Origin of the sequence: Pseudaestuariivita rosea, from assembly GCF_017592335.1 — a bacterium.
Taxonomy (GTDB): Bacteria; Pseudomonadota; Alphaproteobacteria; order Rhodobacterales; family Rhodobacteraceae; genus Parasulfitobacter; species Parasulfitobacter rosea.
The window spans coordinates 118,311-141,615 of record NZ_JACNMP010000006.1 but is presented as its reverse complement, the minus strand read 5'-3'; the positions used below and the strand labels follow the sequence as shown (position 1 = coordinate 141,615).

Below are 23,305 nucleotides of genomic sequence, written 5' to 3'. Positions count from 1 at the left end.
GTAGGCTCATAAACAAATTGGAAGCGATTTAGTCCTCAAAATACCACTTGTCTTGTCTTGTGTTTATTTCCCTTTCGAGGGTGCGTCTCATATGATCTTTGTCAGCGTCTTGGCCACCATCACAAAAGAATTCCATTTCCTTATGAACCCATAGCGCCCATTTTTCGAGAAGCATAAGGCGGTCATATAATAGTTCGGCGCGGTTATAGGCCAGTTGCGTGTTGCTGCCGATTTTATGGGCCAGCGCCATTTCCGCGATATCGTCCCGCTCTTTCAGTTCTTCCCGTGCCCATGTGCGGAAAGTGGCGCGGGTGCCATGAACGGTTTTGCCGGGGCAATGGGTTTGAAGCAGCTTTCTCATGGTATTTTCTGACAACGGTTTGCGTGGATTGCTGGGCGAGGGAAACACCAGATCGGTTTGCGCATGGGGCTTTTGGCTCAAATTCCAAAGAATGTCGCGCGCGGGCACTGGCAGCGGCACAACAAATTCTTCCCGCATTTTCATGTTTTCTGCCGGGATGGTCCAATGTTCCCAAGAAGAGTCAAATTGATCCCATGTTGCCTTACGCACCGCTCCTGACCGAACGACCGTCAGGATCGTGAATTGAAGCGCCAAAGAACCAATCGCGTTCGACTGGCGCAGCTCATACATCAGTTTCGCGATTTCCCCGTAATCGATTGCCTCAAAATGCTTTGGCTTGCTGTTCTGCTTCCGCATTATATTTCGCAACCCATCCGCTGGATTGCCGCGCGTCCGATAACCGCGCCCACAAGCGAAATCGAAGACTGTTTTCAGCCGTTGTAAAACCCGCTGCGCGGTTTCTGGCTTGGTTGTCCAGATCGGATCGAGGATAGTTTCAATGTCGTCTTGGAGCACATCTTCAACGGACATATCGCCGATGACCGGAAACGCATAGGTTTCCAATGTTCTGATCCATTGGGCGACATGCTTGCCGTTATTGACATTGTCTTTGAACTTTTGCGCATGAACCTTCCGCGCCAAATCCGCGACACGAATAGCCCGTCCATCGTCCGCGCGCTTACGCAGAGTTGGATCGCCGCCCGATTTCGCAATCTTACGATATTCAAGAGATTTTTCGCGGGCTTCGGCCAGCGAAATCAGCTTTGCCGACCCAAGCCCAAGATCACGCCGCTTGCCCTGAACGGTGATCCGCAACACCCACCGCCGCGCGCCAGAGCGATCAACTTGAAGAAAAAGCCCACCGCCATCGGCGTGCCGCCCCGGTCCAGCACTGCGCACAAACGCAGCATTCAGCTTTTTCTCAACATGCGGACCCGATTTGACACGACGACACGTATCCGAGGGCAAGACACCATCCATTTTACCATCCCACAATTTACCCCACATCTGTTATGGGTGTTTTCGAGCTATATCTTGGATGAAAAGTGTCAATATTCAGTAAATATTGACATATGTGGCACCTGATCATCACCAAATCAGGCATTGTGGCGGAGAGACAGGGATTCGAACCCTGGAGACGGTTTCCCGCCTACACACTTTCCAGGCGTGCGCCTTCGACCACTCGGCCACCTCTCCTAACTCGTGTCCAATAGCCGCTGTTGACGTGCCAATGCAAGCCCAAATGGGTAAGTGTCCGTTGAACACGACCTAACGCCTTTTCGCCATTGGTTCAAGAACAATGGTCGAGCGCCGAACGCGCCGTCAAACCCGTGGCCATCGGCCGGAAAAACTGGATGTTCGCAGGTTCACAAGGTGGCGGCAAAGCCATGGCAATCGCCTTCACCCTGATCAAGACCGCCAAGCTCAACGACGTCCACCCTCAAGAATGGCTCACATGGGTTCTTGACCAGATCGCCGACCACAATATCACACGCCTCGACGAGCTCTTCCCATGGCGTTACGCTGCTCGGGCAGTGTAACAGGTTATGTACTGGCCCGACAGGGCGGGTTCAACGTACGGCACCCAAATGGCGTCTTGTTAAACCTTGAAACGAATGGCGAAATCGGCGGGCGCTTAGATCTAGGGCGATTCGAAAGCTGTTTATTCACAAAAGTGAACCGATTGGTTCATTTTGAGCTTGCGTGCTGAACTAATCCGTTTAGATTAGTGAACAGAACAGTTCAGAAAAGGATAAAACCGATGAGACTTCTCCTGTCAGCTTTGGCTATTGCAATGCTTCCAACGCTCGCAAATGCCTTTTTCCTGCCGAACTTGCAGTATCCTGCGCCCAAACCCGATGTGACACAGGGGTGTAGTGACACGACGCATACGACACAATGTGAAAAGTAACTCAACGTTAGCATCCAAATAACGGGGGATGTCGGCGGCGGCAGCCCCCGTTTTTGTTGCACTTATCGCGGGGCTTTGGTTATAGTCGCGTCCTATTCGGCAGGAGGCCCCATGACCGCACAGGCGCAAGATATCCGCAAAGGGCGAAAATTCGATCAGGTTGTGGATGGCGCGCGACAGGTCTTCATGGCCCATGGTTTTGAAGGCGCAAGCGTTGACGATATTGCCCGCACCGCCGGTGTGTCGAAGGCCACGCTTTACAGCTATTTTCCCGACAAGCGGCTTTTGTTTCTTGAGGTCTGCCAGACCGAATGCCTGCGTCAGGCCAATGAGGCGATCGAGTTCATCGACCTGAACCGCCCCATTGATGAGGTCCTGCGATCTGCCGCGGATAAACTGATTTCCTTTATAACATCGGACTTCAACCTGGCGATTTATCGCATGGCTGTGGCCGAGGCTGACCGCTTTCCCGAACTGGCGCGCGGGTTTTATGACAGCGGACCGAAACTGGCCCGTACGACGTTGATTTCGTTCTTTGAAAAGGCCGTGGCAAAGGGTGAACTGGTCGTCGATGACTATATGATGGCCGCCGAGCAGTTCGTGGAACTTTGCAAAGCCGGGGCATTCCCGCGGATGGTACTGGGCCTGCAGGACAGTCTTGGCGATGACGAACGCCAGCAGATTATCGCAGCGGCGGTAAAAACCTTTTTGGCGCGCTATGGTGCTGTAAAAGTTAAAGAAAGCGCGGTTTAAGTCAGGACTGTTTTGCGCAGGCCCGCCCAACTGCCATGCCCTACTTTTGATCAGATCGCGAAATCTTGAGCGATGTTGAGGCTGTTTCAGCCCCTCGAGCCTCGGAATTTTGGGCTGATATGTTATTTATCGACAAGCAGATTAACCATGACACGCCCGCCTGATAGGAGACTTCGTAATGTCCAGACTTCTGTTCACCCGCCGTTCCCTGTTGGCTGCCGGCAGTGCCGTTGTGGCTGCTGGTGTCTCGGGTCAGGTGCGGCCCGCATATGCGCAGGGTCTTGCGCCGACGCCGTCCATGCGCGGTGGTGCGAATAACTATCGACCCGGTGCACCAATTGTGGATCGCATCGGCGGCGGCGGCTTTTGGATGACGGGTACGGTCCGGCGCGCGGGCGATGGCGCACCGCTTGCAGGCCAGCGCATCCAGATCTGGGCCCATACCACCGAAGGGCACGAACGTGATCCGCAAAGCCATGGCGCCACACTGACTGACGCAAACGGTGAGTTCCGCATGGAAATGCCACAGATCGTTCCGGCCTTTGGTCAACCGCACGGGCATCTGGCCTATGACAGCGAAGATTTTCAGACCGTTTTCCTGCGCCCCGTGATGCGCAGTTCCCGCGACAAGACGCTTGAGGCGCATTTCGTACTGCAACCCGCCTGAATAGGGTGCAATCCAAGCAGACAGGTCGGATCGGTGCCGCGCTGATCTGGTGCGCTGTCATCGCAGCCATCGTTGTACCAGTTGTCGCGGCCTCAACCAGCCCCCTGCTGGCCTGGCGTGACCCGATTTATATCCTGGCGGGCTTTGCAGGCATCGTCGCGATGTGTCTGATGTTGCTTCAACCATTACTGATCGCGGGCTACCTGCCTGGTACACCAAAGGTGATCGGACAGCGGGTTCACCGGATGGTTGGCGCAGCCCTTGTCATTGCCATCATTATTCACGTTGCTGGACTTTGGATCACCAGTCCGCCCGATGTGATGGACGCCCTTCTGTTTGTTTCGCCTACCGCTTTTTCCGTCTGGGGCGTCATTGCCATGTGGGCCGTCTTTGCCGCAGCACTGCTGGCCACTTTCCGCAAAAGACTGCGTCTGGGCTTTCGGACTTGGCGGCGGGCGCATCTGGTGTTCGCAGTGATCACCGTCGCCGGAACGGTCACCCACGCGCTGCTGATCGAGGGCACAATGGAAACCATAACAAAAATCCTTCTGTGCGCGCTGGTCGTTCTTGCCACAGCGAAGATCATTCTTGATTTGTGGGTCAGTGCAGCCCGACGGCGGCGCGGCACATAATTCTATCGACAACGCCTGCCAGCCCCTTACATCAAAGCGCGGGATGACGCCGCGTTTGGGATGACATTACGCGTCAACCGAACCAGATTGTCGCCGAATTCAAGGGAGGTTTCGCATGACACAGTACCCACATCTTCTGGCACCGCTTGATCTGGGCTTTACCACGCTGAAAAACCGCGTGCTGATGGGGTCGATGCATACAGGGCTTGAGGAAGCCAAGGACTGGAACCGTGTCGCTGAATTCTATGCCGAACGCGCACGCGGCCAGGTGGGGCTGATGGTCACCGGCGGCATGGCCCCCAACCTTGAGGGCGGCGTTTACCCGGGTGCGGCGGGGCTGTTCACCGACGATGATATCGCCAACCACAAGATCGTGACCGACCGCGTGCATGACGCAGACGGCAAGATCGCGATGCAGATATTGCACGCCGGGCGCTATGCTTACGGCCCCGAATGTGTGGCCCCAAGTGCGATTAAATCCCCCATTTCCCCCTTTCCCCCGAAAGAGCTGGATGAAGATGGCATCGAAAAGCAGATCGCTGACATCGTAACGTCGGCCGCCCGCGCGCAGCAGGCAGGCTATGACGGGGTCGAGATCATGGGCTCCGAGGGGTATTTCATCAATCAGTTTCTGGTCACGCATACCAATAAACGAACCGACCGGTGGGGCGGATCCTATGAAAATCGCATGCGTTTGCCCATCGAAATCATGCGCCGTACCCGGCAGGCTGTGGGGCCGAATTTTATCATCATCTATCGCCTGTCGATGATCGACCTGATCCCAGATGGGTCAACATGGGACGAAGTCGTTGAACTGGCCAAAGCGATCGAGGCCGCAGGCGCCACCATCATCAACACCGGTATCGGCTGGCATGAAGCTCGGATTCCCACCATCGCCACGTCCGTTCCCCGCGCCGCCTTTGCCTGGGTCACGAAAAAACTGATGGGTCAGGTCAGCATTCCGGTGATCACATCCAACCGGATCAACACACCCGAAGTCGGCGAACAAGTGCTAGCCGAAGGCTGCGCCGATATGATCTCGATGGCCCGTCCGTTTCTGGCCGATAGCCATTTCGTGCAAAAGGCCATTGATAGCCGCTCTGATGAAATTGCCCCCTGTATCGCCTGTAATCAGGCCTGTCTGGATCACACCTTCAGCGGCAAGATTTCCAGCTGTTTGGTGAACCCGCGCGCCTGCTATGAAACCGATCTGGTGATCAAACCCGCTGAAACGGCAAAGAAAATCGCAGTTGTCGGTGCAGGTCCTGCGGGGCTGTCTGCGGCGTTGACCGCAGATGAGCGCGGGCATGATGTGACCCTTTTTGACAAGGCTGACGAAATCGGGGGGCAGCTGAACATGGCCAAACAGGTGCCCGGAAAAGAGGAATTCTGGGGCTTTGTCGATTGGTACCGCACAATGCTGGACCGGTCCAATGTCACCTTGCACCTTGGAACGACTGCAACCGCAGATGACCTGACCGGTTTTGATGAGGTCATCATCGCCACCGGTGTTCTGCCGCGCGATCCCGAAATCCAGGGACAGGATAGTGAAAACGTTGTCAGCTACATCGATGTGCTGCGCAAAAACGCCAAGGTCGGTGAAAAAGTTGCGATCATCGGTGCCGGCGGTATCGGCTTCGATGTGGCCGAATATCTGGTGCACCATGGCGAAAGTCCCACCGAAAACCTTCAGGCCTGGAAAGAGGAATGGGGCGTGGGCGACCCCCAAGATCAGCGCGGCGGTCTGCGCCCGGAGGGTCCGCAACCTGATGCCCCTGCCCGTCAAGTCACGCTGTTGCAACGAAAATCCGAAAAGCTGGGGCGCCGTCTGGGCAAGACCACTGGCTGGATCCATCGCGCCAGCCTGAAGATGAAGAATGTGCAGATGATCGGCGGCGTGAACTATGAACGCATCGATGACCTGGGCCTGCATGTCAGCTTTGGTGAGGCGCGCGAGAATCCTCAGGTGATCGAAGCCGATACAGTTGTTTTATGCGCCGGTCAGGTGCCTGAGCGGTCTCTTGCCGATGAATTGCAGGAACGTAACGTCACAATTCACGTCATTGGCGGGGCCGATGTGGCCGCGGAACTGGACGCAAAAAGGGCAATAAACCAAGGCACACGGCTGGCTGCTGCCCTTTGAGTGACGTTTTAAGGTAACACCTAAGTACCCGAATTGGGTCACAAAATCTCGATAATGTCCGGTCAGCGTCCAAATCCTGCCCGAATTCGACACAATACATCTGCCTAACAAATTATGAATGGCAGAGGTATGGGATGGACCGACTGACCGAAATGGAAGCTTTCGCGACGGTCGTTGACCAGGGCGGTTTCACGGATGCCGCCAAGAAAATGGGGATTTCGAAATCCGCAGTTTCCAAGCATGTCTCTTCGCTTGAGGCACGCCTTGGTGCGCGGCTTTTGAATCGCACAACGCGTCGTGTCAGCCCGACAGAGATCGGCCTGGCCTATTACGACCGTGCCCGCCGCGTTCTGAATGACGCGGGCGAGGCCGATGCTTTGGTGACATCAATGCAAAGCGCGCCCTCGGGCGTTTTGCGCATTTCGGTCGCAACGGATTTTGGTGTGAACCATCTGTCGCCGGTTTTAGGCAACTTCCTGCAGGAATTTCCCGAAATTACGGTCAACATGGTGTTGAACAACCGCTATGTTGAACTGATTTCCGAAGGCTTCGATATGGCCATCCGGATCGGAGAACTGGAAGACAGCACGCTGCGCGCCCGCAAGCTGACCGACACAACACGCCGCATGATCGCCAGCCCGGCCTATTTCGATAAACACGGTCGTCCGTCACGCATTGACGATCTGAATGAACATAAGCTGCTGCATTATTCCAACCAAAGCTCGGGCAATGTCTGGAAACTGACCGCGCCGTCCGGCGAAAAGCGTCAGGTGCGCACGGCAGGTTGGCTGACAGTGAATGACGGGCAGTCATTGCTGAATGCCGCGATCTCGGGCCTTGGGATCGCCTATCTGCCCAGTTTTCTTTATGCCGATGCGCTGGAAAAAGGCTTGGTGGAAGAGGCCATGCCAGATCTGCCGGTGGAGATGCAGGGCATCTATGCTGTCTACCCGCCCGGTCGGTTCACGCAGCCTAAGGTTCGGGCGTTCATTGACTTTCTGGTCGATTCCTTTGGCGAAAAAGGCCCTGAAAGCTGGTAAACGGGTCTCAGACCTCGCGCACGACACAGTCTGACAGCAATCTGTCAAAGTCCTCTTTGCGGCACAGGGATGTAGCATCTGTCATGACGGCTGCGCTGGCGGCTGTGGCGCCCCATTTCAGCGCAGTCGCGTATTCTTCGCCGCGTGATAGCGCCAGTGTCAGACCTGCCAGAAAGCTGTCCCCTGCCCCGGTCTTGCTTTTGACCGGCACATCGGCGGCGTTACAGAACAAACGCTGATCCTGAGTGGCTAGAACCGACCCCTCGGCACCCCGCGCCAGAACGATGACATTCGCCACACCGGCCTGCACACACTGCTGCGCGTAATCTGCGCTGGCCCGCACATCAGGCAGAACGCGACCGGCGACCTCTGCCGCCTCGGCCATGTCGATCCGGATCAGATCAACGCCATTTCCAGACGATTGAAACAGATGCAGCAGCGCCGGGCCCGAAGTATCGACGAAAAGACGACTATTCGTCGGCGCCAGCGCATGCGCCAGTTGAGCGGGAAAATCAACGGGCACACCGGGAGGCGCACTGCCGCTGAGCACGACGATATCGCCCGGCGCCGCGTTTTCGTGGATCTGATCCAGAAACCTGTCGACCAGCTGCTGATCCCATCCCGGACCCGGCATGATAAAACGATACTGATCACCGGTCAGGTCATCATGCACCGACAGGCTTTGGCGGGTTTCGCCGGTCACATCGAAAGGTATGTGGTCAATACTTTCGGCCTGCAACAATGATCGCAGTTGCGCCCCCGTCGTGCCCCCCACCGCAATCAGGGCACGACTTTCACCACCCAGAATAGATATGGCGCGGCTGACATTGATACCGCCACCGCCCGGATCAATCTGAGGCACCCCACAGCGCAGTTTGGGCCCCGGTTTGACCCCGGCAACCGAGGTCGACAGATCAACAGCCGGATTAAGAGTGATGGTAAATATGCTCATTTTGCCCCTGCCCCATTATTCAATTGATGTGATGATGACCTCAACCCGCCGGTTCAGACGGCGTCCGGCCTCGGACAGGTTGGTGGCAATCGGGGCAAGATAGCCCATGCCCTGGGCCTCCATCTGGTCGCGCGGAACACCGTGCCGGTCGACAAGACGTTCCAGAACCGAGGCCGCGCGTTGCCGCGACAGCGCGATGTTATTGTCCAGATTGCCTTGACTGTCGGTATGCCCGACCAGCGCGATTTTGCGACCCGGATTTGTCCGCAGATAATCCGCAATCGCGCCAAGCGACGGGAAATTCAGATCGCCCAGATCAGACGATCCCGTCTCAAACGATAAATCGAACAAGACGATGCGACCCCGGCTTTCAAGTATCTCAGCCACAGGACCATCCCCGATGTCCGACGTGGCATCAACAGGATCAATCGGGGCATCAGGATCAGGTTGAATCGTGGTTTCCAGGGTTCTGTCACTGCCCGGCGGGATCACTTGGACGATCTGGATAAACCCGGTGGTGGGCGACCGGCTGACAAGAACGGCCAGATGTTCGGGGCTGTCACCCCCACGCGCCACCGCCATATAGCGATAATCCCCAAGATCGACGTGCATATAGGGTTCGGGCACAACATCCATCGCGTACCGGAAGTCAAAACCACCGCAGTCCTCGGCATCGCAGCTATACAGGATTTCGAACCCGTCTTCCAAAAGCTGCGCCCGCAAAGGGATCAGCAATTGCAGCGTCGTCAGGCCACCGGTCGCGACCTGCCAGACCTGACGATAAACCTCGCCCTCAAGTTCCTGCATGGGGATGCTGCTGTTCAGATAGGGTCCAACGGGCATGGCATAGCTGGCAAAGGCTTCGGTATTTTCGATAACCATCGAGGCCGTGCTGGGCAACTGCAGGCTGGCCGACAGCGCGGGCGCAGCAGAAAGGCTAAGGCAAAGAAGAACGGAACGGATCATCTGGCCTGACTGTGATATTCAACGTTGGGGCGCATGTCGGTGGCCGATGCGATGCGGTTCGTCATGTTGAAAAACCCCGCCACCGCGGCGATGTCCCAGATATCACGATCGCTGAAACCCGCATCGCGCAGAGTCTGACGGTCAGGTTCTTCGATGGCTGCACTTTCCGTGGTCATCTTTGCCGCGAAATCCAGCATCGCCCGCTGGCGGGCGTCTAAAGGTGCGACACGGTAGTTCATCACCAGCATTTCGCCCAGTTTCGGATCGCCCGACAGGGCACGCACAGCCGCACCATGGGCCGTCAGACAATAATAGCATTTGTTGATCGAACTGACGACGACCGCGATCATCTCGCGTTCCAGCTTGCTAAGCCCGCTGCCCGCCAGCATCAGGTCGTTATACATCGCGGTAAAGGCGTTCAGCTTGTCGATATCAAAGGCATAGGCGCGCAGCACATTGGGCACCATGCCCAGCTTGTCCTGACAGACATCAAAGTATTTCTGCGTATCCTCGGGCAGCGGATCGACCATGGGCAGATCAAGCGCGGTGGGGCTGTCATTCTGGCTCATTCTGCGGTCTCCGTCCGTTCTCTGTAATGGTAAGCAGCGACCGGTGACATTCCAAGACCGCGATACAGATCATTTGCACCTGTATTGTCGTCAGTGACAAGCACCGAAACAAATTCTGCGCCCTGATCCTGCGCCCAAAATGCCGCAGCCCGCATCATATGGCGCGCCAGGCCTTGGCGGCGATGTTCGGGCAAAACCTCAAGCGCGTGCAGCATCGCGATGGGGCCATCCATGGCGATAAAACCCGCAGCCGCCGGTTTGTTGTTGATCCGGCCGAACAGGCCCGTCTTGGCCGTTGTCACCCGGTCCATCACCGCGATCCGCGCGGCATCAATCCCACCGACCGCCCAGATATCACACATGATCTGCAGCGGTTCCCAAACAGTAAAGCACGTCACAGGCGGGGGTTTTTCTATCGCAAGCGCGGCCGTGGGAATTGCATAAAGCGTCACGGGCTTGCTGATGCTGTATCCGCGCCGCGCCAGCGCCTGATCCAGCGCCCCTTCCCCGTCGCGCACCATGAACAGCGGCGTTTGCCCGATGCCGCGCATGCCATTTTCGGCCAGATGGATATCCTCTTCTGCGGGCGATGGGCTGTTGGTGTCATAGTCACGCAATGTGGCGGCCGACACGCGGCTGCCGCCACCACGTCCTTCACGCACCAGCCAAGGGCCTGTGTCATGCAGGGCCGCAGGCGGCCATGTCACATCGATAGCCTGATAAAGCGCCGCGGCCGTGATCATTCAGGAAACAGCCCCGCCAACTGCGTCATGGCCGCATCGACCTGGGCGCCATCGGTGCCGCGGATCACGATGTTCGCGCCATAAATGCCGTCTTTCTGAAACGGATACGACCCGATCGACAGATCCGGAAATTGCTGGGCCAAAGCCCCCAAAGGCCCCGCAATGTCGCCTTCACTCCGGTTGATGCGAATTGTCTGAGACAACAGCGGCGCACCACCCGTCAGACCCGGCAGCACACTGGCCACCATCGCCTGAAAAATCGCGGGAACGCCGGCCATGACATGCGTGTTCCCCATGCTAAACCCTGGTGCGGCACTGATAGGGTTTTCGATCAGCATGGCGCCCTCAGGAATACGCGCCATGCGCAGACGTGCGGCGTTCAGATCAGTGCCCGCCTTGTCGTAATGCGCCTGCAGGATCGCTCGCGCATCATCACGCACATCAATCGGCACATCAAAGGCGGCCGCCACACAATCCGCAGTGATATCGTCATGGGTCGGGCCGATCCCGCCACTGGTGAACAGATGGTCATAGGCCCCGGACAGGGCACGCACTGCATCCACAATCGCATCCCTGTCATCGGACACCACACGCACCTCTTTCAGATCAATGCCGATCTTGGTCAGTTCACCGGCCAGATAATGCATATTCGCATCGCGCGTGCGGCCCGACAAAATCTCATCTCCGATCACAAGCATCGCTGCGGTTGGGTTTGTCATCTGGACCTCCTTGCCGATCGTTCCCTAGGGGTATAGGTGGCCTTTCATGCGCTTTCAAACACCTCTTGTCCCCGGACGGCTGATCCGCCGCTATAACCGCTTTCTGTCCGACGTTCGGCTGGACAGCGGCGATGTGGTCAAGGCCCACTGCCCCAACCCCGGATCCATGATGGGTTTAAAGGATGAAGGCCTGAAGGTTTGGCTGGAACCCAACGATGACCCGAAGAAAAAGCTGAAATACGGCTGGCGGCTGGTTGAGTTCGACAACGGTCACTGGTCGGGCATCGACACATCCATTCCGAACCGCGTAGTGAAAGAGGCCCTGATCGCCCGCCAGATCACCGAGCTGGCCGACTATGAAACCGTCCGGCCCGAGGTGAAGTACGGCGAAAACAGTCGTGTTGACTTTCTGCTGACCCAGGCCGGTCTGCCCGATGCCTATGTCGAGGTGAAAAATGTCCACCTGCTGCGTCAGGACGACTGGGCTGAATTTCCCGACAGCGTTACGGCGCGCGGGGCGAAGCATCTGGATGAACTGTCAAAGATGGTGGATGGCGGCCACCGCGCGGTGATGCTGTATCTGGTGCAGCGGACCGACTGCGCCCGCTTTAAACTGGCCCCTGATCTGGACCCGACATATGCGCGTGCATTCGACAAAGCGCGGGCCGCTGGCGTTGAAATGCTGTGCTATGACACGAAAATCGATGTTCATGGCGTTGAAATCGGGCGCGCCCTGCCCGTTGCCACCCAGTTACAGGCACCTGCGGACTAGCAAAATACCGCCAATCGCTCTAAATAACGATCAAGCCACGATGGAGAGCACGAGTGGACGAAAACACGCGTGGCCGTTTGACGAAAGACGGCATCCGTATCTATGAACCAAAAGACTTTGCCGGAATGCACAAAGCCGGTGAATTGGCCGCGTCGATCCTGGACCGGATCGCGGAACATGTCGTGCCCGGTCGCACTACGGGCGAGTTGGACGAACTGATCACAGGCTGGATCAGTGAGGCTGGCGCAAAATCTGCGACGATAGGCTACAAAGGCTATCAGCACGCCAGTTGTATCAGCGTCAATCATGTCGTCTGCCATGGTATTCCTGGCGACAAGCGGCTGAAGGATGGATCGATCCTGAACATCGACGTCACGGTGATTGTCGATGGCTGGTACGGCGACACCAGCCGGATGTTTGTGGCGGGCAAGCTGCCCCGCAAGGCCGAACGCCTGATCCAGGTGACCCATGACGCGCTGATGAAGGGGATCGAGGCCGTCAAGCCGGGCAAGACTTTCGGTGATATCGGCCATGCCATTCAGGCCTATGTCGAGGCGCATCGCATGTCGGTTGTACGCGATTTCTGCGGGCACGGGTTGGGCCGTGTGTTCCACGCGCCGCCCAATGTGCTGCATTACGGTCGTGCGGGCACCGGACCCGTTCTGGAAGAAGGCATGTTTTTCACCATCGAACCCATGGTGAACCTTGGCCGCCCGGAAACGCTGATCCTGGATGATGACTGGACCGCCGTGACGCGCGATAAATCCCTGTCGGCGCAATTCGAACATTCGATCGGCGTGACAAAAGATGGGGCCAATATCTTTACCCTGTCGCCCACGGGCAAGTTTCACCCGACCTACAAGTGATCACGCACGGCGGTTGACATTGCCGTGCAAGCGCTAAAAATTTCAGAAAACAGGAAATGCACCCCATGTCAATCACCGTGAACCTTACTGCGAAGAATGTTCTTGGGACAGCGCTTCAGACATGCTCGCTTGATCCTGTGACCGGCTATTTTCGCGACGGATGCTGCAACACGGGGCCCACCGACACGGGCACGCATGTCGTTTGTGCACAAATGACCGATGACTTTCTGGCGTTTTCCAGGGCGCAGGGGAATGATCTGTCGACACCCCGGCCAGAATACGGCTTTTCCGGTCTGAAACAGGGCGATTGGTGGTGCCTTTGCGTATCGCGCTGGAAAGAGGCCGAGGCAGCAGGCAAAGCCCCAAAGATCAATCTTCAGGCGACGCATGCCGAAACGCTGCAGTATGTGACCCTGTCGAAACTGAAAGAATACGCTGTCTAAGGGCTAAACCAAAGCCGCTACCTGGTGCGTCTGGGCGCGTTCGTCTATTTTCAGCAGGGCTTTCAGGGCATCCCAATGAGCCTTTTTGATCTTTTCAACGTTGAAACGTTCTTCCAGATCGTCAAAACAGGCAAACATCGCGCGTGACAGCGATAAATGGACGGGCGTACTGCAGAAGATGTAGTCGAAGCCATCCGCATCCACTTCCTCAAAAGCGCCGACAGCAATGCCATCGGACAGCAGGGTGCGCAGGGATGTGTCCATTTCTTCGATAAACTGGTCATGAAAATCCCGCGCCATCTGTGGAAAGCGTCGCGTGGTTTCGGCAATGATCGACGACATGCGACCCACATTCGAAAAAATCATCGCATCGTAAAACTCATCCAGCATCAGTTTCAAACGCTCGGCATGGGGTTTGCTGGTATCTTCGGCATAGACCTTCATCCGCGCGATATGATCGGGATAGCCATGGCCGATACACGATAGAAACAGCGCCTCTTTACTGGGAAAATGGTGGTACAGACTGGCTTTTTGAATACCCGCCGCAGTCGCCACGGCGTTTATCGATGTTCCTGCATACCCGTTCTCGATGAACAAATTTGAGGCGATATCGATGATTTCCTGTTTTCTATCAGTCATTTTCAAACATTGTCTGTTGACGCCCGATTTTTCAAGTCTATGTTCCCTCCCAATACAAACCTACCGACCGGTCGGGTGGCTACCAGCAGGAGATAGCACATTATGGCACAGAAACAAGGGGGATTGTGGCAGTCGGTGCTTAAACCCGTCGTTCTGATCATTGCGATTCTGATTGGGTTTCAGGCCCGCGGACAAGAGATTTCGAACAGTACGGATCAGGCGGCTGAACGCATCAGACCCGTCAAGCTGATCACACCCGAAAATGCAAATGGTGCAATCGAACGGCGTTTCTTCGGTCAGGTCACAGCCCGTGAAACCGTCGATCTATCGTTTGAGGTCGCGGGATCCATGACCGTTTTTCCCGTCAGAGAAGGTCAGGTCGTTCCGAAAGAATTCGTGCTTGCACAACTTGATCTGGCCCCCTTTGAACGGGCTGTCGAACGGGCCGAACTTAACCTGGCCCGCGCTGAACGCGACCTTAGCCGCGCGACGCAACTGGCCAACAGTAATGTGGCCAGCCGCACCCAGGCCGAAGACGCGCAAACCGAACGCGATCTGGCCGATGTGGCGTTGCGCGAGGCCCGCGAAGCGTTGCAAGACGCCACACTACGCGCCCCTTTCGACGGTCTGGTCGCCCAACGTCTGACCCCGACATTCAGCAGTGTGTCCCCCGGTCAAGCCATTGTACGACTGCATGATGTATCGCAAATGCGTGTGACAATCGATTTGCCAGAACGCCTGCTGGAAACAATTGGCGCCTTGTCCGAGGTCGAGGTTTTTGCCGAACTGCCGGGTCAGGATGAACCCGTGCCTGTCACATTAGTCGAATTTCAGGCGGTCTCATCCGAGATCGGACAAAGTTACGAGGTCAGCTTTGCGATCCCCGACAGTGCCACGGCGGGGCTGATTCCCGGAAAATCAGCGACTGTGATCGGACGCCTGCCGTCGAAGACCGATGGCTTTGAGGTGCCGACCTCGGCCATCGTTGGCGGCAATGATCGCGATCCATATGTCATGTTGTATACACCCGGTGAGGATGGCGCAGGAACGGTCACGGCCACGCCTGTTTCACTCAGCAGCCCTGCGGGCAACGCCTTTGTCATCGACGGAATATCGCCCGGCAGCCAGATCGTTGCAGCCGGGGCCCATCTGCTGCGCGACGGACAGCGCGTCCGCCCCTACAACGGCCTGAGTTTCCAGGAGTAATCCAATGCAAATCGCCCGCCTTGCCATCGAAAAGCCGCTTTATACATGGCTTTTGATCCTGTTTTGTCTTTTTGGCGGTGCGGGTGGTTACTTTGCTGTCGGCAAACTGGAAGACCCGGTTTTTACGCTGAAATCCGCGCTGGTGATCACACCCTACCCCGGTGCGACCGCAGATGAGGTCGCCACCGAAGTGTCCGAGGTCATCGAGACAGAAATCCAGCAGATGGATGAAATCGACACCGTCACCTCGCGCAATCTGCCGGGCCTGTCGGTGATCGAGGTCGAGGTCAAGGATATCTTTGGTGGTGATGAACTGCCCCAAATCTGGGATGATCTGCGCGACCGTGTTCTGGATGCGGCGGGCGATTTGCCCTCTGGCGTCCGCCCGTCTGAAGTGAACGACAGTTTCGGCGATGTCTACGGGCTGTTCTATGCCGTCACGACCCAGGGGTTCAGCGATACCGAAACCTGGGAAATCGCCACCTATCTGCGGCGCGAAATGCTAACGGTGCAAGGCGTTGCAAATGTCGAACTGCGCGGCCTGCCGGAAGAGGCGATCTATGTCGAACCCTCAACCGAGTCCACCATCAATCTGGGCATTGACCCTGCACTGATCATCGGTGCCGTGTCCAACGCCAATGCCGTCGTGCCCACAGGGGACACAACCACCGGCGAACGCGAAGTGATGATCGACGCCCCGCAGGGCGATGACAGCGTCAGTGAAATCAGCGCACTTAGCTTCGGATTTCAGGGCGAGGTGCTGAACCTTGTCGATCTGGCCACCGTCACCCGCAAACGTCTCGAAGAACCCGACCACATCATCCGCCATAACGGGCAAGAGGCCTTTACCATCGGCATCGCCGGACTGACATCGGAAAACATCGTGACTGTGGGTCAGCGTGTCGAAGCGCGGCTGGACGATCTGCAGGACACCTTGCCTTTAGGCGTTGAACTGAACCCGATCTATGAACAGCACCGCGTTGTCGATCAGGCAAACAGTGATTTCCTGTTGTCATTGGCGCTGTCGGTCAGTGTTGTGATCGGCGTTCTGGCCCTTTTCATGGGGTGGCGCGCGGCCATTGTTGTTGGTGCGTCACTGCTGCTGACGGTCAGTTTCACCTTCTTTTTCATGTATGTATTCGACATCAAGGTTGAACGCATCAGCCTGGGTGCACTGATCATCGCCATGGGGATGCTGGTCGATAACGCCATTGTTGTCGCCGAAGGCATGCAGGTCGAAATGCGCAAGGGCCGCAAAGCCACCGCCGCCGCCCAGGAAGCTGCGCGTAAGACGCAAATTCCGCTGCTTGGCGCCACCGTCATCGGCATCATGGCCTTTGCGGGTATCGGGCTTAGCCCCGATAGCTCGGGCGAATTCCTGTTTTCGCTTTTTGCCGTCATCGGTATATCGCTGCTGCTCAGCTGGTTGGTGGCAATCACTGTGACACCGCTGCTGGCCAGCTATTTATTCAAGGTAGGCGATGCGGATACCGCAACCGACCCCTATGATACCTTTCTCTTCCGCGCCTATGGTAAACTGTTGCGCGGGGCGCTTCGGGTTCGTTTTCTGGTCATCGTCGGTCTGATCGGCTGCACTGTGGCCTGTGTCATGGCCTTTGCTCAGGTCACGCAGCAGTTCTTTCCACCTGCCAATACCCCCCTGTTCTATCTAAATTATCAGGCCGCCCAGGGCACACCCATCAACAAGACCTCAGACGACCTGGCCATTGTCGAAAACTGGCTGGACCAGCGCGACGATGTCGTGGCCTATACCACATCGGTGGGCAATGCGATGACCCGCTTCCTGTTGACCTATTCGCCCGATCCACAGGATCCGGCCAGTGGTCAGATCGTGATCCGCGCAGAAAACTTTAACGCCATCGAAGGCCTGCGCGGTGAACTGGATGATTTTATCGCAAACGCTCTGCCCTGGGCCGAGGTGCGCACCCAGCAAATTATCTTCGGACCCACCGTGGGCGCCGATGTCGAGGTGCGCTTTTCAGGCCCCGACCCGGATGTTCTGCGTGATCTGGCGAACGAAGCGCAGCTGATCTTTGAACTTGAAACCGACCTTTTGCTGACAGAACGCATCGACTGGCGCGAACGCGAATTTACCGTCCGCCCCATTCTGGCCACCGACCGCGCCCAGGCATTGGGTGTGGGCCGCCAGGACATCGGCCAAGCTATTGCTTTGGCCACTGATGGCATCCAGGCTGGATTTTACCGCGAACGTGAACGTCTGATCCCCATCTATGTGCGTACCCCGCGCAGCGATCAGACCGAACAGGGCCAGATATTGGATCAGGTGTTGTATTCGCAGGCCTCGGGCAACTTCGTACCCCTGTCCCAGGCCATTGATGGGTTTGAGGTCATCACCCGCGACACCCTGATCGAACGCCGCAACCGCGAACCGACGATCAGCATTCAGGGCTTTGCGGTCGCGGGCGTCATGCCCCCTACCGCCTTTGCCGAGGTCCGCCCCCTGGTCGAGGCGATAGAACTGCCCCCCGGCTACAGCATGGAATGGGGCGGCGAATACGAAAGCGCAACCCAGGCGCAGGCCAGCCTTGGCAAACAGATGCCCCTGTCTTTCGGTGTCATGCTGCTGATCACCATCCTGCTGTTCGGCAAACTGCGCCAGACCGCGGTGATCTGGACGATTGTACCAATGGCCGTAAATGGTGTGGCCCTTGGACTGTTGTTCACGGGTTTGCCTTTCAGCTTTACCGCGCTTCTGGGCCTGCTGAGCCTATCGGGCATGCTGATCAAGAACGCCATCGTTCTGGTCGAAGAAATCGATGCGCAGAAAAACGAAGAGGGCCTGCCACAAAGCGAAGCCATCGTTACCGCGTCGATCAGCCGTCTGAGACCTGTAATGCTGGCGGCGGCCACCACGATCCTTGGCATGGTGCCACTGTTGTGGGATCCGTTCTTTGCTGCGATGGCGGTGACAATCATGGGTGGGCTTGGTTTTGCCTCGGTTCTGACGCTGATCGGCGCACCCGTGCTGTACCACACGTATCTGCGAAAAGAACGCCGCGCGGAAAATATGCAAAAGAAAAGCAAAAAAACGGAATACAAAACCACGCAAAACAACAAACTTGCCGCTGAATGACCACCGCCAAAAAATGAGGGACGGGACCATGAAAGCCATTATATTCGGATCACTTCAAACCCTGGCCGATACATCCGAAATCGAACGCCAGTCCTTTAATCTGGCCTTTCAACGCCATAGTCTGGGCTGGCATTGGGACGGAACGACCTTTCAAACCATGCGGCGGCTGTCTAGCGATCGCGCGCGGCTGGAACGCTTTGCCTCGCTTCAGGGGCAGTTCATCAACGTGCCCCAGATCCAGGCAACCCAGGTGCAGATTTTCCAATCTCTGCTGGACCAGTCCGACCTGCAGGCCCGTCAGGGTGTCGTCGATATCTTGAAAGAGACCCGGATGCGGCAAATGAAAACAGTGCTGGTTTCCGAAGCCCCGTTGCAAACCATCAATCTGGTACGTGCCGCAGCACTTGGCATCTGGGCCTCCAGCCTTGATCTGATTGTATCCGACAAGGACCGCCTGCCACCAAAGCCGCTGCCCGACGTCTATGATCACGCCCTGAAATCCCTTGGCCTGCGCCCAAGCGACTGCATCGCGATTGAGGATACAACAAGTGGCATGCAAGCGGCCCGCACCGCAGGGGTCAGCGTCATCGCCCTGCCAGACATGGGCGGCACAGTGGAAGACCTGCCCGATCAGATCGTGATATCCGGCCCCGACCTGTTCGGCGCCGTCAAAACCCTGGTCTGTCCCGCGCTGCAGCAGGTATCATAGAATACCAGAAGATCACCTAATTGACGCCCCATATCCAAGCGTCTAGAATCTCTGCAGATTTACATGAACAAGGGAATTAAAAATGACGGTTGCGGATTGCTTTCCTCACGAGGATAAGTTTCCCCATGAAGAAATCGCCGAAAGACGCAAATGGATCTTGCGCTATGCCAAAAAAGGCGGCGTCGGCGCCGAATTTGGTGTATTCCGCGGGCATTTTTCCGCCGTCATCGGTCGCGTTTTGAAACCTAAAAAACTTTATCTTGTGGATCCTTGGGAAAAACTGGGGGAACGGTTCAATTGGGGAAACGGAAATTATACCAACAACAATCAACTGACCACGGCCCAAGCGAAGGCTGATGCTCTGCGCCGCACACAGCATCTTGATAACATTGAAATCATTGAAGACTTTGAAGAAAACTTCTTAACATCGCTGACCGAAAAGCTGGATTTTGTTTATCTGGACAGCAGCCACCACTATGACGATGTGGTTCGCACACTTCCAATGATTGACAAAGCCCTTGCGAAGGGTGGCGTGATCTTTGGGGATGACTGGTATTCGAACCCCAAGCATTATTCCGGTGTGTGTCGCGCTGTGAATGAGTTTGTGAAAAAAGCCGACTACGAAATTGTCGCTGCCGGATATGATGCCCAATTCTGTATCCGACGCGCCGGCGATATCGAATACACCCATCAATTCGGAACACCGGCCCTGGACGAGAAGTTCTAGTATTCACATCGCAGGTCAGGTGCTGAACAAAAGCGCAAGGAACGGGTCGCTTTGATTGGGGGCGCATGGGATCGTCCGGAAAACGAAAGGACATCCCGTGCCATTCCAGATACATGCCCTGCCCTACACCACCTTTGCGCCTTACTTCGATATGACACAGGACGCGCTTGAACACCATGCCGCACGCCGTGTCACGGCAGATGCGAAACCAGGGTATCCCTGCCGCGTCAGCCTGCAAGACGCCGAACCCGGCGATGAACTGGTGCTGGTGAATTACGAACATCAGTCCGGTCGGTCCCCCTATCGCGCATCCCACGCCGTTTTCGTCCGAAAAGGTGCCACTCAGGCCAGGCCCGACCCAGGGGCCGTGCCCCAGGTGCTGCAACTGCGCCTTTTGTCCTTGCGAGGTTTCGATCACAAAGACATGATGATCGCGGCCGATGTCATCAAAGGCCGCGATGCGGCTGCTCAGCTTAAGACAATGCTATCAGATCCAGCCGTCGACTATATCCATATCCACTATGCCAAACCCGGCTGTTTTGCGGCCCGGGTTACGCGAGTGTGACACGCCCCAACGGCCGCGCGTTCGGAAAAATCGAGTTCTGAGTATTTGGGGAACAATAAAGCAATTATATTCCATCATTGTTCCATAAATACTCTCGCCGAAGGCCGCGCGGCGTCAGCAGCGCTTATTCAAGCCCCCTGATAAAGGTCCGCCGCGCGGCGTTCAAAAGCACGAACAATCCTCTGCATGGCCTCGTTGAAAAACATCCCCGCAGCCCCTTGCAGAATGCGGTTTTTGAATTCGAAATCGACAAAGAACGTCACTTCACACCCACCCTCTACCTGCTTGAAATCCCAACGCGATTCCAGATAGCGGAAAGGCCCGTCGATATATTCGGTGTCAATCCGGCTTTTGTCCTGCCATAACGTCACGCGACTGCCAAAGCGTTCGCGAAAGACCTTGAACGAAATCACCAGATCGGCCAGCATCAAGATCGTCTCGCCCCGGTCATCCGTCGACCGAATGCGCGCCGCCGCCGTCCAGGGCAGAAATTCGGGATACGACCCGACATCGGCCACCAAATCATACATTTGTTCGGCACTGTAGGGCAGTTTCTTGGTTTCAGTATGTTGGGGCATTTTTATCCTTTGCGCGTGACAGTGGCCGTGCATGTCGTAAAAATAGCGACAAAAATCAAGGGGAGCCTGCCAGTGACGCGTCCATATGTCATCGACAAGATGATTTCAGCCAAGGCGATTGCCGCCAAGATCGAGGATCTGGCCCGCACGATCGAAAAGGAATTCGCCGATGCGGACAAGCTGGTCGTTGTGGGTCTGTTGCGGGGCAGTTTCGTCTTCATCGCCGATCTGGTGCGCGAACTTGATCTGGATGTCGAGGTCGATTTTCTGGAAGCCTCGTCCTATGGCGATGCGATGGAAAGCAGCCGCGAGGTCCGTATCCTGAAAGACCTGCGCGGCACGATCGAGGGGCGCCATGTGCTAGTCGTCGAAGATCTGGTCGATACAGGCCACACCCTTTACCACGTCACGCACCTGCTGCGGGCGCGCAAACCACAGAAGCTGAAAACCATCGCCCTGCTGAACAAACCCACCCGGCGAGAAGTTGACGTGCATGCCGACTGGACCGGGTTCGAGATACCCGATGAATTCGTCGTGGGCTACGGCATCGACTACGCCCAACGCAACCGGAATTTGCCTTATATCGGTAAGGTGCGGTTTACGTAGGTATTTTTTCAGGTATCTGCGCCAGCTTCGTGACAATCACCGCCCCGCGCTCAAGAGTTTTATGCACCGGGCATTTGTCGGCGATTTCCAGAAGGCGGGTGCGTTGGTCGTTGCTCAGCGGGCCTTCCAGCAGGATTTCCCGTGTGAAGGAATCGATCCGCGTTTCGGTGGCGGTTTCGGCGTCCTGAGCGTGGACTTTGTCGTGGGTCACATCCACCCGCACCCCGATCAGGGGCCATCCTTTGCGGCGGGCGTACATACGGATGGTCATGGATGTGCAGGCGCCCAGACCTGACGCCAGATAGCCATAAGGCGACATCGCCTTGTTGGTGCCGCCATAAGACAGCGGCTCGTCCGCCTGCGCATGGTGATGGGGTCCGGACTGGATATCTTGCAAAAAACCGTCTGGATCGACCTCGGTCACACGCACGACGCCTTCGGGCGCGCCGGGCGGCGGTGCAGGCGGTGCCAGGTCAAGGTAACGCGACGCCCAGGCGGCAATCACTTCAGCGGCGTATTCGGCATCTGACGCGCGGGTGATCAGGTGATCGGCATCGTCAAGTGTCACAAAGGATTTCGGGTGCTTGGCGGCCAGGAATATCTCGGTCGCATTGTTGATGCTGACGGTGTCGTCCAGGGGCGCGTGCATGATCAAAAGCGCCGCCTTAAGGTGGGTGATCGCAGGGGTCAGTTCGCCCTGCGCGATGTCATCCAAAAAGGTCTTGCCGATCTTGAACGGCCGACCGCCCAATTGCACTTCAGCCACGCCCTTAACCGCGATCTCGGGCAAGGCGTCTTCGAAGTTATGGGTCACATGTTGCGGATCAAAAGGGGCGCCAAGGGTCACAACGGCCTTGGTGGACGGGAGCTGAGGTGCGGCTTTCAGCACCGCAGCGCCCCCAAGTGAATGACCGATCAGCATGCTGGGCGACATATCGCGGGCATCCAGGTATTTGCAGGCCGCTATCAGATCGTCGACATTTGATGTGAAAGACGTATTGGCAAACTCGCCTTCGGAATGGCCAAGCCCCGTAAAGTCAAACCGCAAAACGGCAATACCCATCGCCGCCAACCGCGCCGAGATGCGCCGCGCGGCGGGGATGTCCTTGGAACAGGTGAAACAATGCGCAAAAAGAGCGGTCGCCAGATGTGGCCCATCCGGTAGATCAAGCCTGGCGGCCAGCATATCACCGCTGTGCCCTTTGAATGTGATCCGTTCGGTTGGCATGACCTGTCCTTTCTCTTCGCCCACCTAAGACTGGAGATCGGAAGGCCAAAGCACAACCCATGTGTCAGCCGCGTCACGGGATGGTGAGAAATAATCGTACGTCGCTTTGACTTCGGGCTGCTATGGCTACCTTTGGGTCATGAGTATTTTGGAACAATGATGGATGAGTGTGCGCCTCATTGTTCCCCAAATACTCTCGCGCGAAGCGCAAACATAGCGCGGCACGCGCGGCCAAATGCGCGCGACCAGCGCGCTCCGCTTAACAATTCAAGATATCGTTCACAATTTGACGTGATCCACCATATCGGGCATGACAAGCCTGCGAATACCCCCTATAAGAATGCATAAAGGTGCACATAAGCGCCCCAGAACAATAAATCGATCAAGCAGTAAC

At 56.6% G+C, this 23,305-nt stretch carries 25 protein-coding genes and 1 tRNA gene; 16 read left to right on the top strand and 10 right to left on the bottom strand.

The genetic code is table 11. From position 1 onward, the window contains the following. Window positions 1-28 precede the first annotated feature (28 nt). Window positions 29-1,342 carry a tyrosine-type recombinase/integrase gene (locus tag H7848_RS06705; protein WP_208349230.1) on the bottom strand — a complete coding sequence of 438 codons (1,314 nt, stop codon included), beginning with the start codon at window positions 1,340-1,342 and terminating at the stop codon, window positions 29-31. 126 nt (window positions 1,343-1,468) lie between these two features. Then, window positions 1,469-1,558: transfer RNA gene (locus tag H7848_RS06700), tRNA-Ser, on the bottom strand. 89 nt (window positions 1,559-1,647) lie between these two features. On the opposite strand from H7848_RS06700, the gene H7848_RS06695 reads away from it, so the two are divergent. The 7 genes from H7848_RS06695 (at window position 1,648) to H7848_RS06665 (ending at window position 7,508) form a co-directional block, all read left to right on the top strand. Further along, the gene (locus tag H7848_RS06695) at window positions 1,648-1,902 is read left to right on the top strand and encodes a transposase domain-containing protein (RefSeq protein WP_237072618.1); all 255 of its coding nucleotides are present in this window, start codon (window positions 1,648-1,650) and stop codon (window positions 1,900-1,902) included. A gap of 221 nt (window positions 1,903-2,123) precedes the next feature. Next, window positions 2,124-2,273, top strand: coding sequence for a hypothetical protein (locus H7848_RS06690; RefSeq protein WP_208349229.1), 150 nt, complete (start codon window positions 2,124-2,126; stop codon window positions 2,271-2,273). Between the two features lie 111 nt (window positions 2,274-2,384). Next, window positions 2,385-3,026: a TetR/AcrR family transcriptional regulator gene (locus H7848_RS06685; RefSeq protein ID WP_208349228.1), complete on the top strand. Its 642-nt coding sequence runs from the start codon at window positions 2,385-2,387 to the stop codon at window positions 3,024-3,026. Between the two features lie 178 nt (window positions 3,027-3,204). Further along, window positions 3,205-3,693 carry a peptidase associated/transthyretin-like domain-containing protein gene (locus tag H7848_RS06680; protein ID WP_208349227.1) on the top strand — a complete coding sequence of 163 codons (489 nt, stop codon included), beginning with the start codon at window positions 3,205-3,207 and terminating at the stop codon, window positions 3,691-3,693. 5 nt (window positions 3,694-3,698) lie between these two features. Next, window positions 3,699-4,325, top strand: coding sequence for a ferric reductase-like transmembrane domain-containing protein (locus H7848_RS06675; protein WP_336512071.1), 627 nt, complete (start codon window positions 3,699-3,701; stop codon window positions 4,323-4,325). A gap of 115 nt (window positions 4,326-4,440) precedes the next feature. Further along, window positions 4,441-6,468, top strand: coding sequence for an NADPH-dependent 2,4-dienoyl-CoA reductase (locus tag H7848_RS06670; protein ID WP_208349225.1), 2,028 nt, complete (start codon window positions 4,441-4,443; stop codon window positions 6,466-6,468). Window positions 6,469-6,602: 134 nt separating this feature from the next. Then, window positions 6,603-7,508 carry a LysR family transcriptional regulator gene (locus H7848_RS06665; RefSeq protein ID WP_208349223.1) on the top strand — a complete coding sequence of 302 codons (906 nt, stop codon included), beginning with the start codon at window positions 6,603-6,605 and terminating at the stop codon, window positions 7,506-7,508. 7 nt (window positions 7,509-7,515) lie between these two features. On the opposite strand, the gene H7848_RS06660 is transcribed toward H7848_RS06665, so the two are convergent. The 5 genes from H7848_RS06660 to H7848_RS06640 are packed head-to-tail and all read right to left on the bottom strand — an operon-like array spanning window position 7,516 to window position 11,457. Further along, window positions 7,516-8,460 (bottom strand): 1-phosphofructokinase family hexose kinase, encoded by a 945-nt coding sequence (locus H7848_RS06660; RefSeq protein WP_208349221.1) that lies wholly within the window; start codon window positions 8,458-8,460, stop codon window positions 7,516-7,518. 15 nt (window positions 8,461-8,475) lie between these two features. Then, window positions 8,476-9,426 carry an OmpA family protein gene (locus H7848_RS06655; RefSeq protein ID WP_208349219.1) on the bottom strand — a complete coding sequence of 317 codons (951 nt, stop codon included), beginning with the start codon at window positions 9,424-9,426 and terminating at the stop codon, window positions 8,476-8,478. Further along, the gene (locus H7848_RS06650) at window positions 9,423-9,995 is read right to left on the bottom strand and encodes a peroxidase-related enzyme (RefSeq protein WP_208349216.1); all 573 of its coding nucleotides are present in this window, start codon (window positions 9,993-9,995) and stop codon (window positions 9,423-9,425) included. The genes H7848_RS06655 and H7848_RS06650 overlap by 4 nt, the downstream gene beginning before the upstream one ends. Next, window positions 9,992-10,738 carry a GNAT family N-acetyltransferase gene (locus tag H7848_RS06645; protein WP_208349214.1) on the bottom strand — a complete coding sequence of 249 codons (747 nt, stop codon included), beginning with the start codon at window positions 10,736-10,738 and terminating at the stop codon, window positions 9,992-9,994. The genes H7848_RS06650 and H7848_RS06645 overlap by 4 nt, the downstream gene beginning before the upstream one ends. Further along, window positions 10,735-11,457, bottom strand: coding sequence for a competence/damage-inducible protein A (locus tag H7848_RS06640; RefSeq protein WP_208349213.1), 723 nt, complete (start codon window positions 11,455-11,457; stop codon window positions 10,735-10,737). Before H7848_RS06640 ends, H7848_RS06645 begins: the two co-directional genes overlap by 4 nt. A 46-nt stretch (window positions 11,458-11,503) precedes the next feature. On the opposite strand from H7848_RS06640, the gene sfsA reads away from it, so the two are divergent. The 3 genes from sfsA (at window position 11,504) to H7848_RS06625 (ending at window position 13,538) form a co-directional block, all read left to right on the top strand. Continuing rightward, complete coding sequence (gene sfsA, locus H7848_RS06635; protein WP_208349212.1) at window positions 11,504-12,229, top strand: DNA/RNA nuclease SfsA; 726 nt, start codon at window positions 11,504-11,506, stop codon at window positions 12,227-12,229. A gap of 53 nt (window positions 12,230-12,282) precedes the next feature. Then, complete coding sequence (gene map / locus H7848_RS06630) at window positions 12,283-13,095, top strand: type I methionyl aminopeptidase (RefSeq protein ID WP_208349210.1); 813 nt, start codon at window positions 12,283-12,285, stop codon at window positions 13,093-13,095. Between the two features lie 65 nt (window positions 13,096-13,160). Beyond that, window positions 13,161-13,538, top strand: a complete 378-nt coding sequence (locus tag H7848_RS06625; protein ID WP_208349208.1) for a DUF2237 family protein — start codon at window positions 13,161-13,163, stop codon at window positions 13,536-13,538. A gap of 3 nt (window positions 13,539-13,541) precedes the next feature. Here the strand turns inward: H7848_RS06625 and H7848_RS06620 are convergent, their stop codons facing one another. Further along, complete coding sequence (locus H7848_RS06620) at window positions 13,542-14,177, bottom strand: TetR/AcrR family transcriptional regulator (RefSeq protein ID WP_208349206.1); 636 nt, start codon at window positions 14,175-14,177, stop codon at window positions 13,542-13,544. A 102-nt stretch (window positions 14,178-14,279) separates the two neighbouring features. Here H7848_RS06620 and H7848_RS06615 point away from each other — a divergent pair, with 102 nt between their 5' ends. The 5 genes from H7848_RS06615 to H7848_RS06595 all read left to right on the top strand — a co-directional run bounded on the left by H7848_RS06615 (window position 14,280) and on the right by H7848_RS06595 (window position 20,499). Further along, on the top strand, window positions 14,280-15,383 hold the full coding sequence (locus H7848_RS06615) for an efflux RND transporter periplasmic adaptor subunit (RefSeq protein ID WP_174139259.1): 1,104 nt from the start codon (window positions 14,280-14,282) through the stop codon (window positions 15,381-15,383). A 4-nt stretch (window positions 15,384-15,387) separates the two neighbouring features. Continuing rightward, window positions 15,388-18,498 (top strand): efflux RND transporter permease subunit, encoded by a 3,111-nt coding sequence (locus tag H7848_RS06610; RefSeq protein ID WP_208349205.1) that lies wholly within the window; start codon window positions 15,388-15,390, stop codon window positions 18,496-18,498. Between the two features lie 28 nt (window positions 18,499-18,526). After that, window positions 18,527-19,207: an HAD family hydrolase gene (locus H7848_RS06605; RefSeq protein ID WP_208349204.1), complete on the top strand. Its 681-nt coding sequence runs from the start codon at window positions 18,527-18,529 to the stop codon at window positions 19,205-19,207. 82 nt (window positions 19,208-19,289) lie between these two features. Continuing rightward, window positions 19,290-19,934 (top strand): class I SAM-dependent methyltransferase, encoded by a 645-nt coding sequence (locus H7848_RS06600; RefSeq protein ID WP_208349203.1) that lies wholly within the window; start codon window positions 19,290-19,292, stop codon window positions 19,932-19,934. 97 nt (window positions 19,935-20,031) lie between these two features. Next, window positions 20,032-20,499, top strand: coding sequence for a DUF1203 domain-containing protein (locus H7848_RS06595; RefSeq protein WP_208349202.1), 468 nt, complete (start codon window positions 20,032-20,034; stop codon window positions 20,497-20,499). A gap of 128 nt (window positions 20,500-20,627) precedes the next feature. Here H7848_RS06595 and H7848_RS06590 read toward each other — a convergent pair whose 3' ends face one another. After that, window positions 20,628-21,077 carry a type II toxin-antitoxin system RatA family toxin gene (locus tag H7848_RS06590; RefSeq protein WP_208349201.1) on the bottom strand — a complete coding sequence of 150 codons (450 nt, stop codon included), beginning with the start codon at window positions 21,075-21,077 and terminating at the stop codon, window positions 20,628-20,630. A 99-nt stretch (window positions 21,078-21,176) separates the two neighbouring features. Here H7848_RS06590 and hpt point away from each other — a divergent pair, with 99 nt between their 5' ends. Beyond that, the gene (hpt, locus tag H7848_RS06585; protein WP_237072629.1) at window positions 21,177-21,683 is read left to right on the top strand and encodes a hypoxanthine phosphoribosyltransferase; all 507 of its coding nucleotides are present in this window, start codon (window positions 21,177-21,179) and stop codon (window positions 21,681-21,683) included. On the opposite strand, the gene H7848_RS06580 is transcribed toward hpt, so the two are convergent. Next, window positions 21,676-22,911, bottom strand: a complete 1,236-nt coding sequence (locus H7848_RS06580) for a bifunctional alpha/beta hydrolase/OsmC family protein (RefSeq protein ID WP_208349198.1) — start codon at window positions 22,909-22,911, stop codon at window positions 21,676-21,678. The two genes, hpt and H7848_RS06580, sit on opposite strands and share 8 nt — an antisense overlap. Window positions 22,912-23,305: the final 394 nt, after the last annotated feature.

Excerpts from the sequence above, each read along its gene's own strand:
- H7848_RS06640 (WP_208349213.1), bottom strand. The coding sequence starts at position 11,457 with ATGACAAACCCAACCGCAGCGATGCTTGTGATCGGAGATGAGATTTTG.
- H7848_RS06655 (WP_208349219.1), bottom strand. The coding sequence starts at position 9,426 with ATGATCCGTTCCGTTCTTCTTTGCCTTAGCCTTTCTGCTGCGCCCGCG.
- H7848_RS06680 (WP_208349227.1), top strand. The coding sequence starts at position 3,205 with ATGTCCAGACTTCTGTTCACCCGCCGTTCCCTGTTGGCTGCCGGCAGT.
- H7848_RS06670 (WP_208349225.1), top strand. The coding sequence starts at position 4,441 with ATGACACAGTACCCACATCTTCTGGCACCGCTTGATCTGGGCTTTACC.
- H7848_RS06665 (WP_208349223.1), top strand. The coding sequence starts at position 6,603 with ATGGACCGACTGACCGAAATGGAAGCTTTCGCGACGGTCGTTGACCAG.
- H7848_RS06605 (WP_208349204.1), top strand. The coding sequence starts at position 18,527 with ATGAAAGCCATTATATTCGGATCACTTCAAACCCTGGCCGATACATCC.
- H7848_RS06600 (WP_208349203.1), top strand. The coding sequence starts at position 19,290 with ATGACGGTTGCGGATTGCTTTCCTCACGAGGATAAGTTTCCCCATGAA.
- hpt (WP_237072629.1), top strand. The coding sequence starts at position 21,177 with ATGATTTCAGCCAAGGCGATTGCCGCCAAGATCGAGGATCTGGCCCGC.
- H7848_RS06705 (WP_208349230.1), bottom strand. The coding sequence starts at position 1,342 with ATGGATGGTGTCTTGCCCTCGGATACGTGTCGTCGTGTCAAATCGGGT.
- H7848_RS06650 (WP_208349216.1), bottom strand. The coding sequence starts at position 9,995 with ATGAGCCAGAATGACAGCCCCACCGCGCTTGATCTGCCCATGGTCGAT.
- H7848_RS06690 (WP_208349229.1), top strand. The coding sequence starts at position 2,124 with ATGAGACTTCTCCTGTCAGCTTTGGCTATTGCAATGCTTCCAACGCTC.
- H7848_RS06615 (WP_174139259.1), top strand. The coding sequence starts at position 14,280 with ATGGCACAGAAACAAGGGGGATTGTGGCAGTCGGTGCTTAAACCCGTC.
- H7848_RS06620 (WP_208349206.1), bottom strand. The coding sequence starts at position 14,177 with ATGACTGATAGAAAACAGGAAATCATCGATATCGCCTCAAATTTGTTC.
- H7848_RS06610 (WP_208349205.1), top strand. The coding sequence starts at position 15,388 with ATGCAAATCGCCCGCCTTGCCATCGAAAAGCCGCTTTATACATGGCTT.
- H7848_RS06660 (WP_208349221.1), bottom strand. The coding sequence starts at position 8,460 with ATGAGCATATTTACCATCACTCTTAATCCGGCTGTTGATCTGTCGACC.
- H7848_RS06580 (WP_208349198.1), bottom strand. The coding sequence starts at position 22,911 with ATGCCAACCGAACGGATCACATTCAAAGGGCACAGCGGTGATATGCTG.
- H7848_RS06645 (WP_208349214.1), bottom strand. The coding sequence starts at position 10,738 with ATGATCACGGCCGCGGCGCTTTATCAGGCTATCGATGTGACATGGCCG.
- H7848_RS06590 (WP_208349201.1), bottom strand. The coding sequence starts at position 21,077 with ATGCCCCAACATACTGAAACCAAGAAACTGCCCTACAGTGCCGAACAA.
- H7848_RS06685 (WP_208349228.1), top strand. The coding sequence starts at position 2,385 with ATGACCGCACAGGCGCAAGATATCCGCAAAGGGCGAAAATTCGATCAG.
- H7848_RS06625 (WP_208349208.1), top strand. The coding sequence starts at position 13,161 with ATGTCAATCACCGTGAACCTTACTGCGAAGAATGTTCTTGGGACAGCG.
- sfsA (WP_208349212.1), top strand. The coding sequence starts at position 11,504 with ATGCGCTTTCAAACACCTCTTGTCCCCGGACGGCTGATCCGCCGCTAT.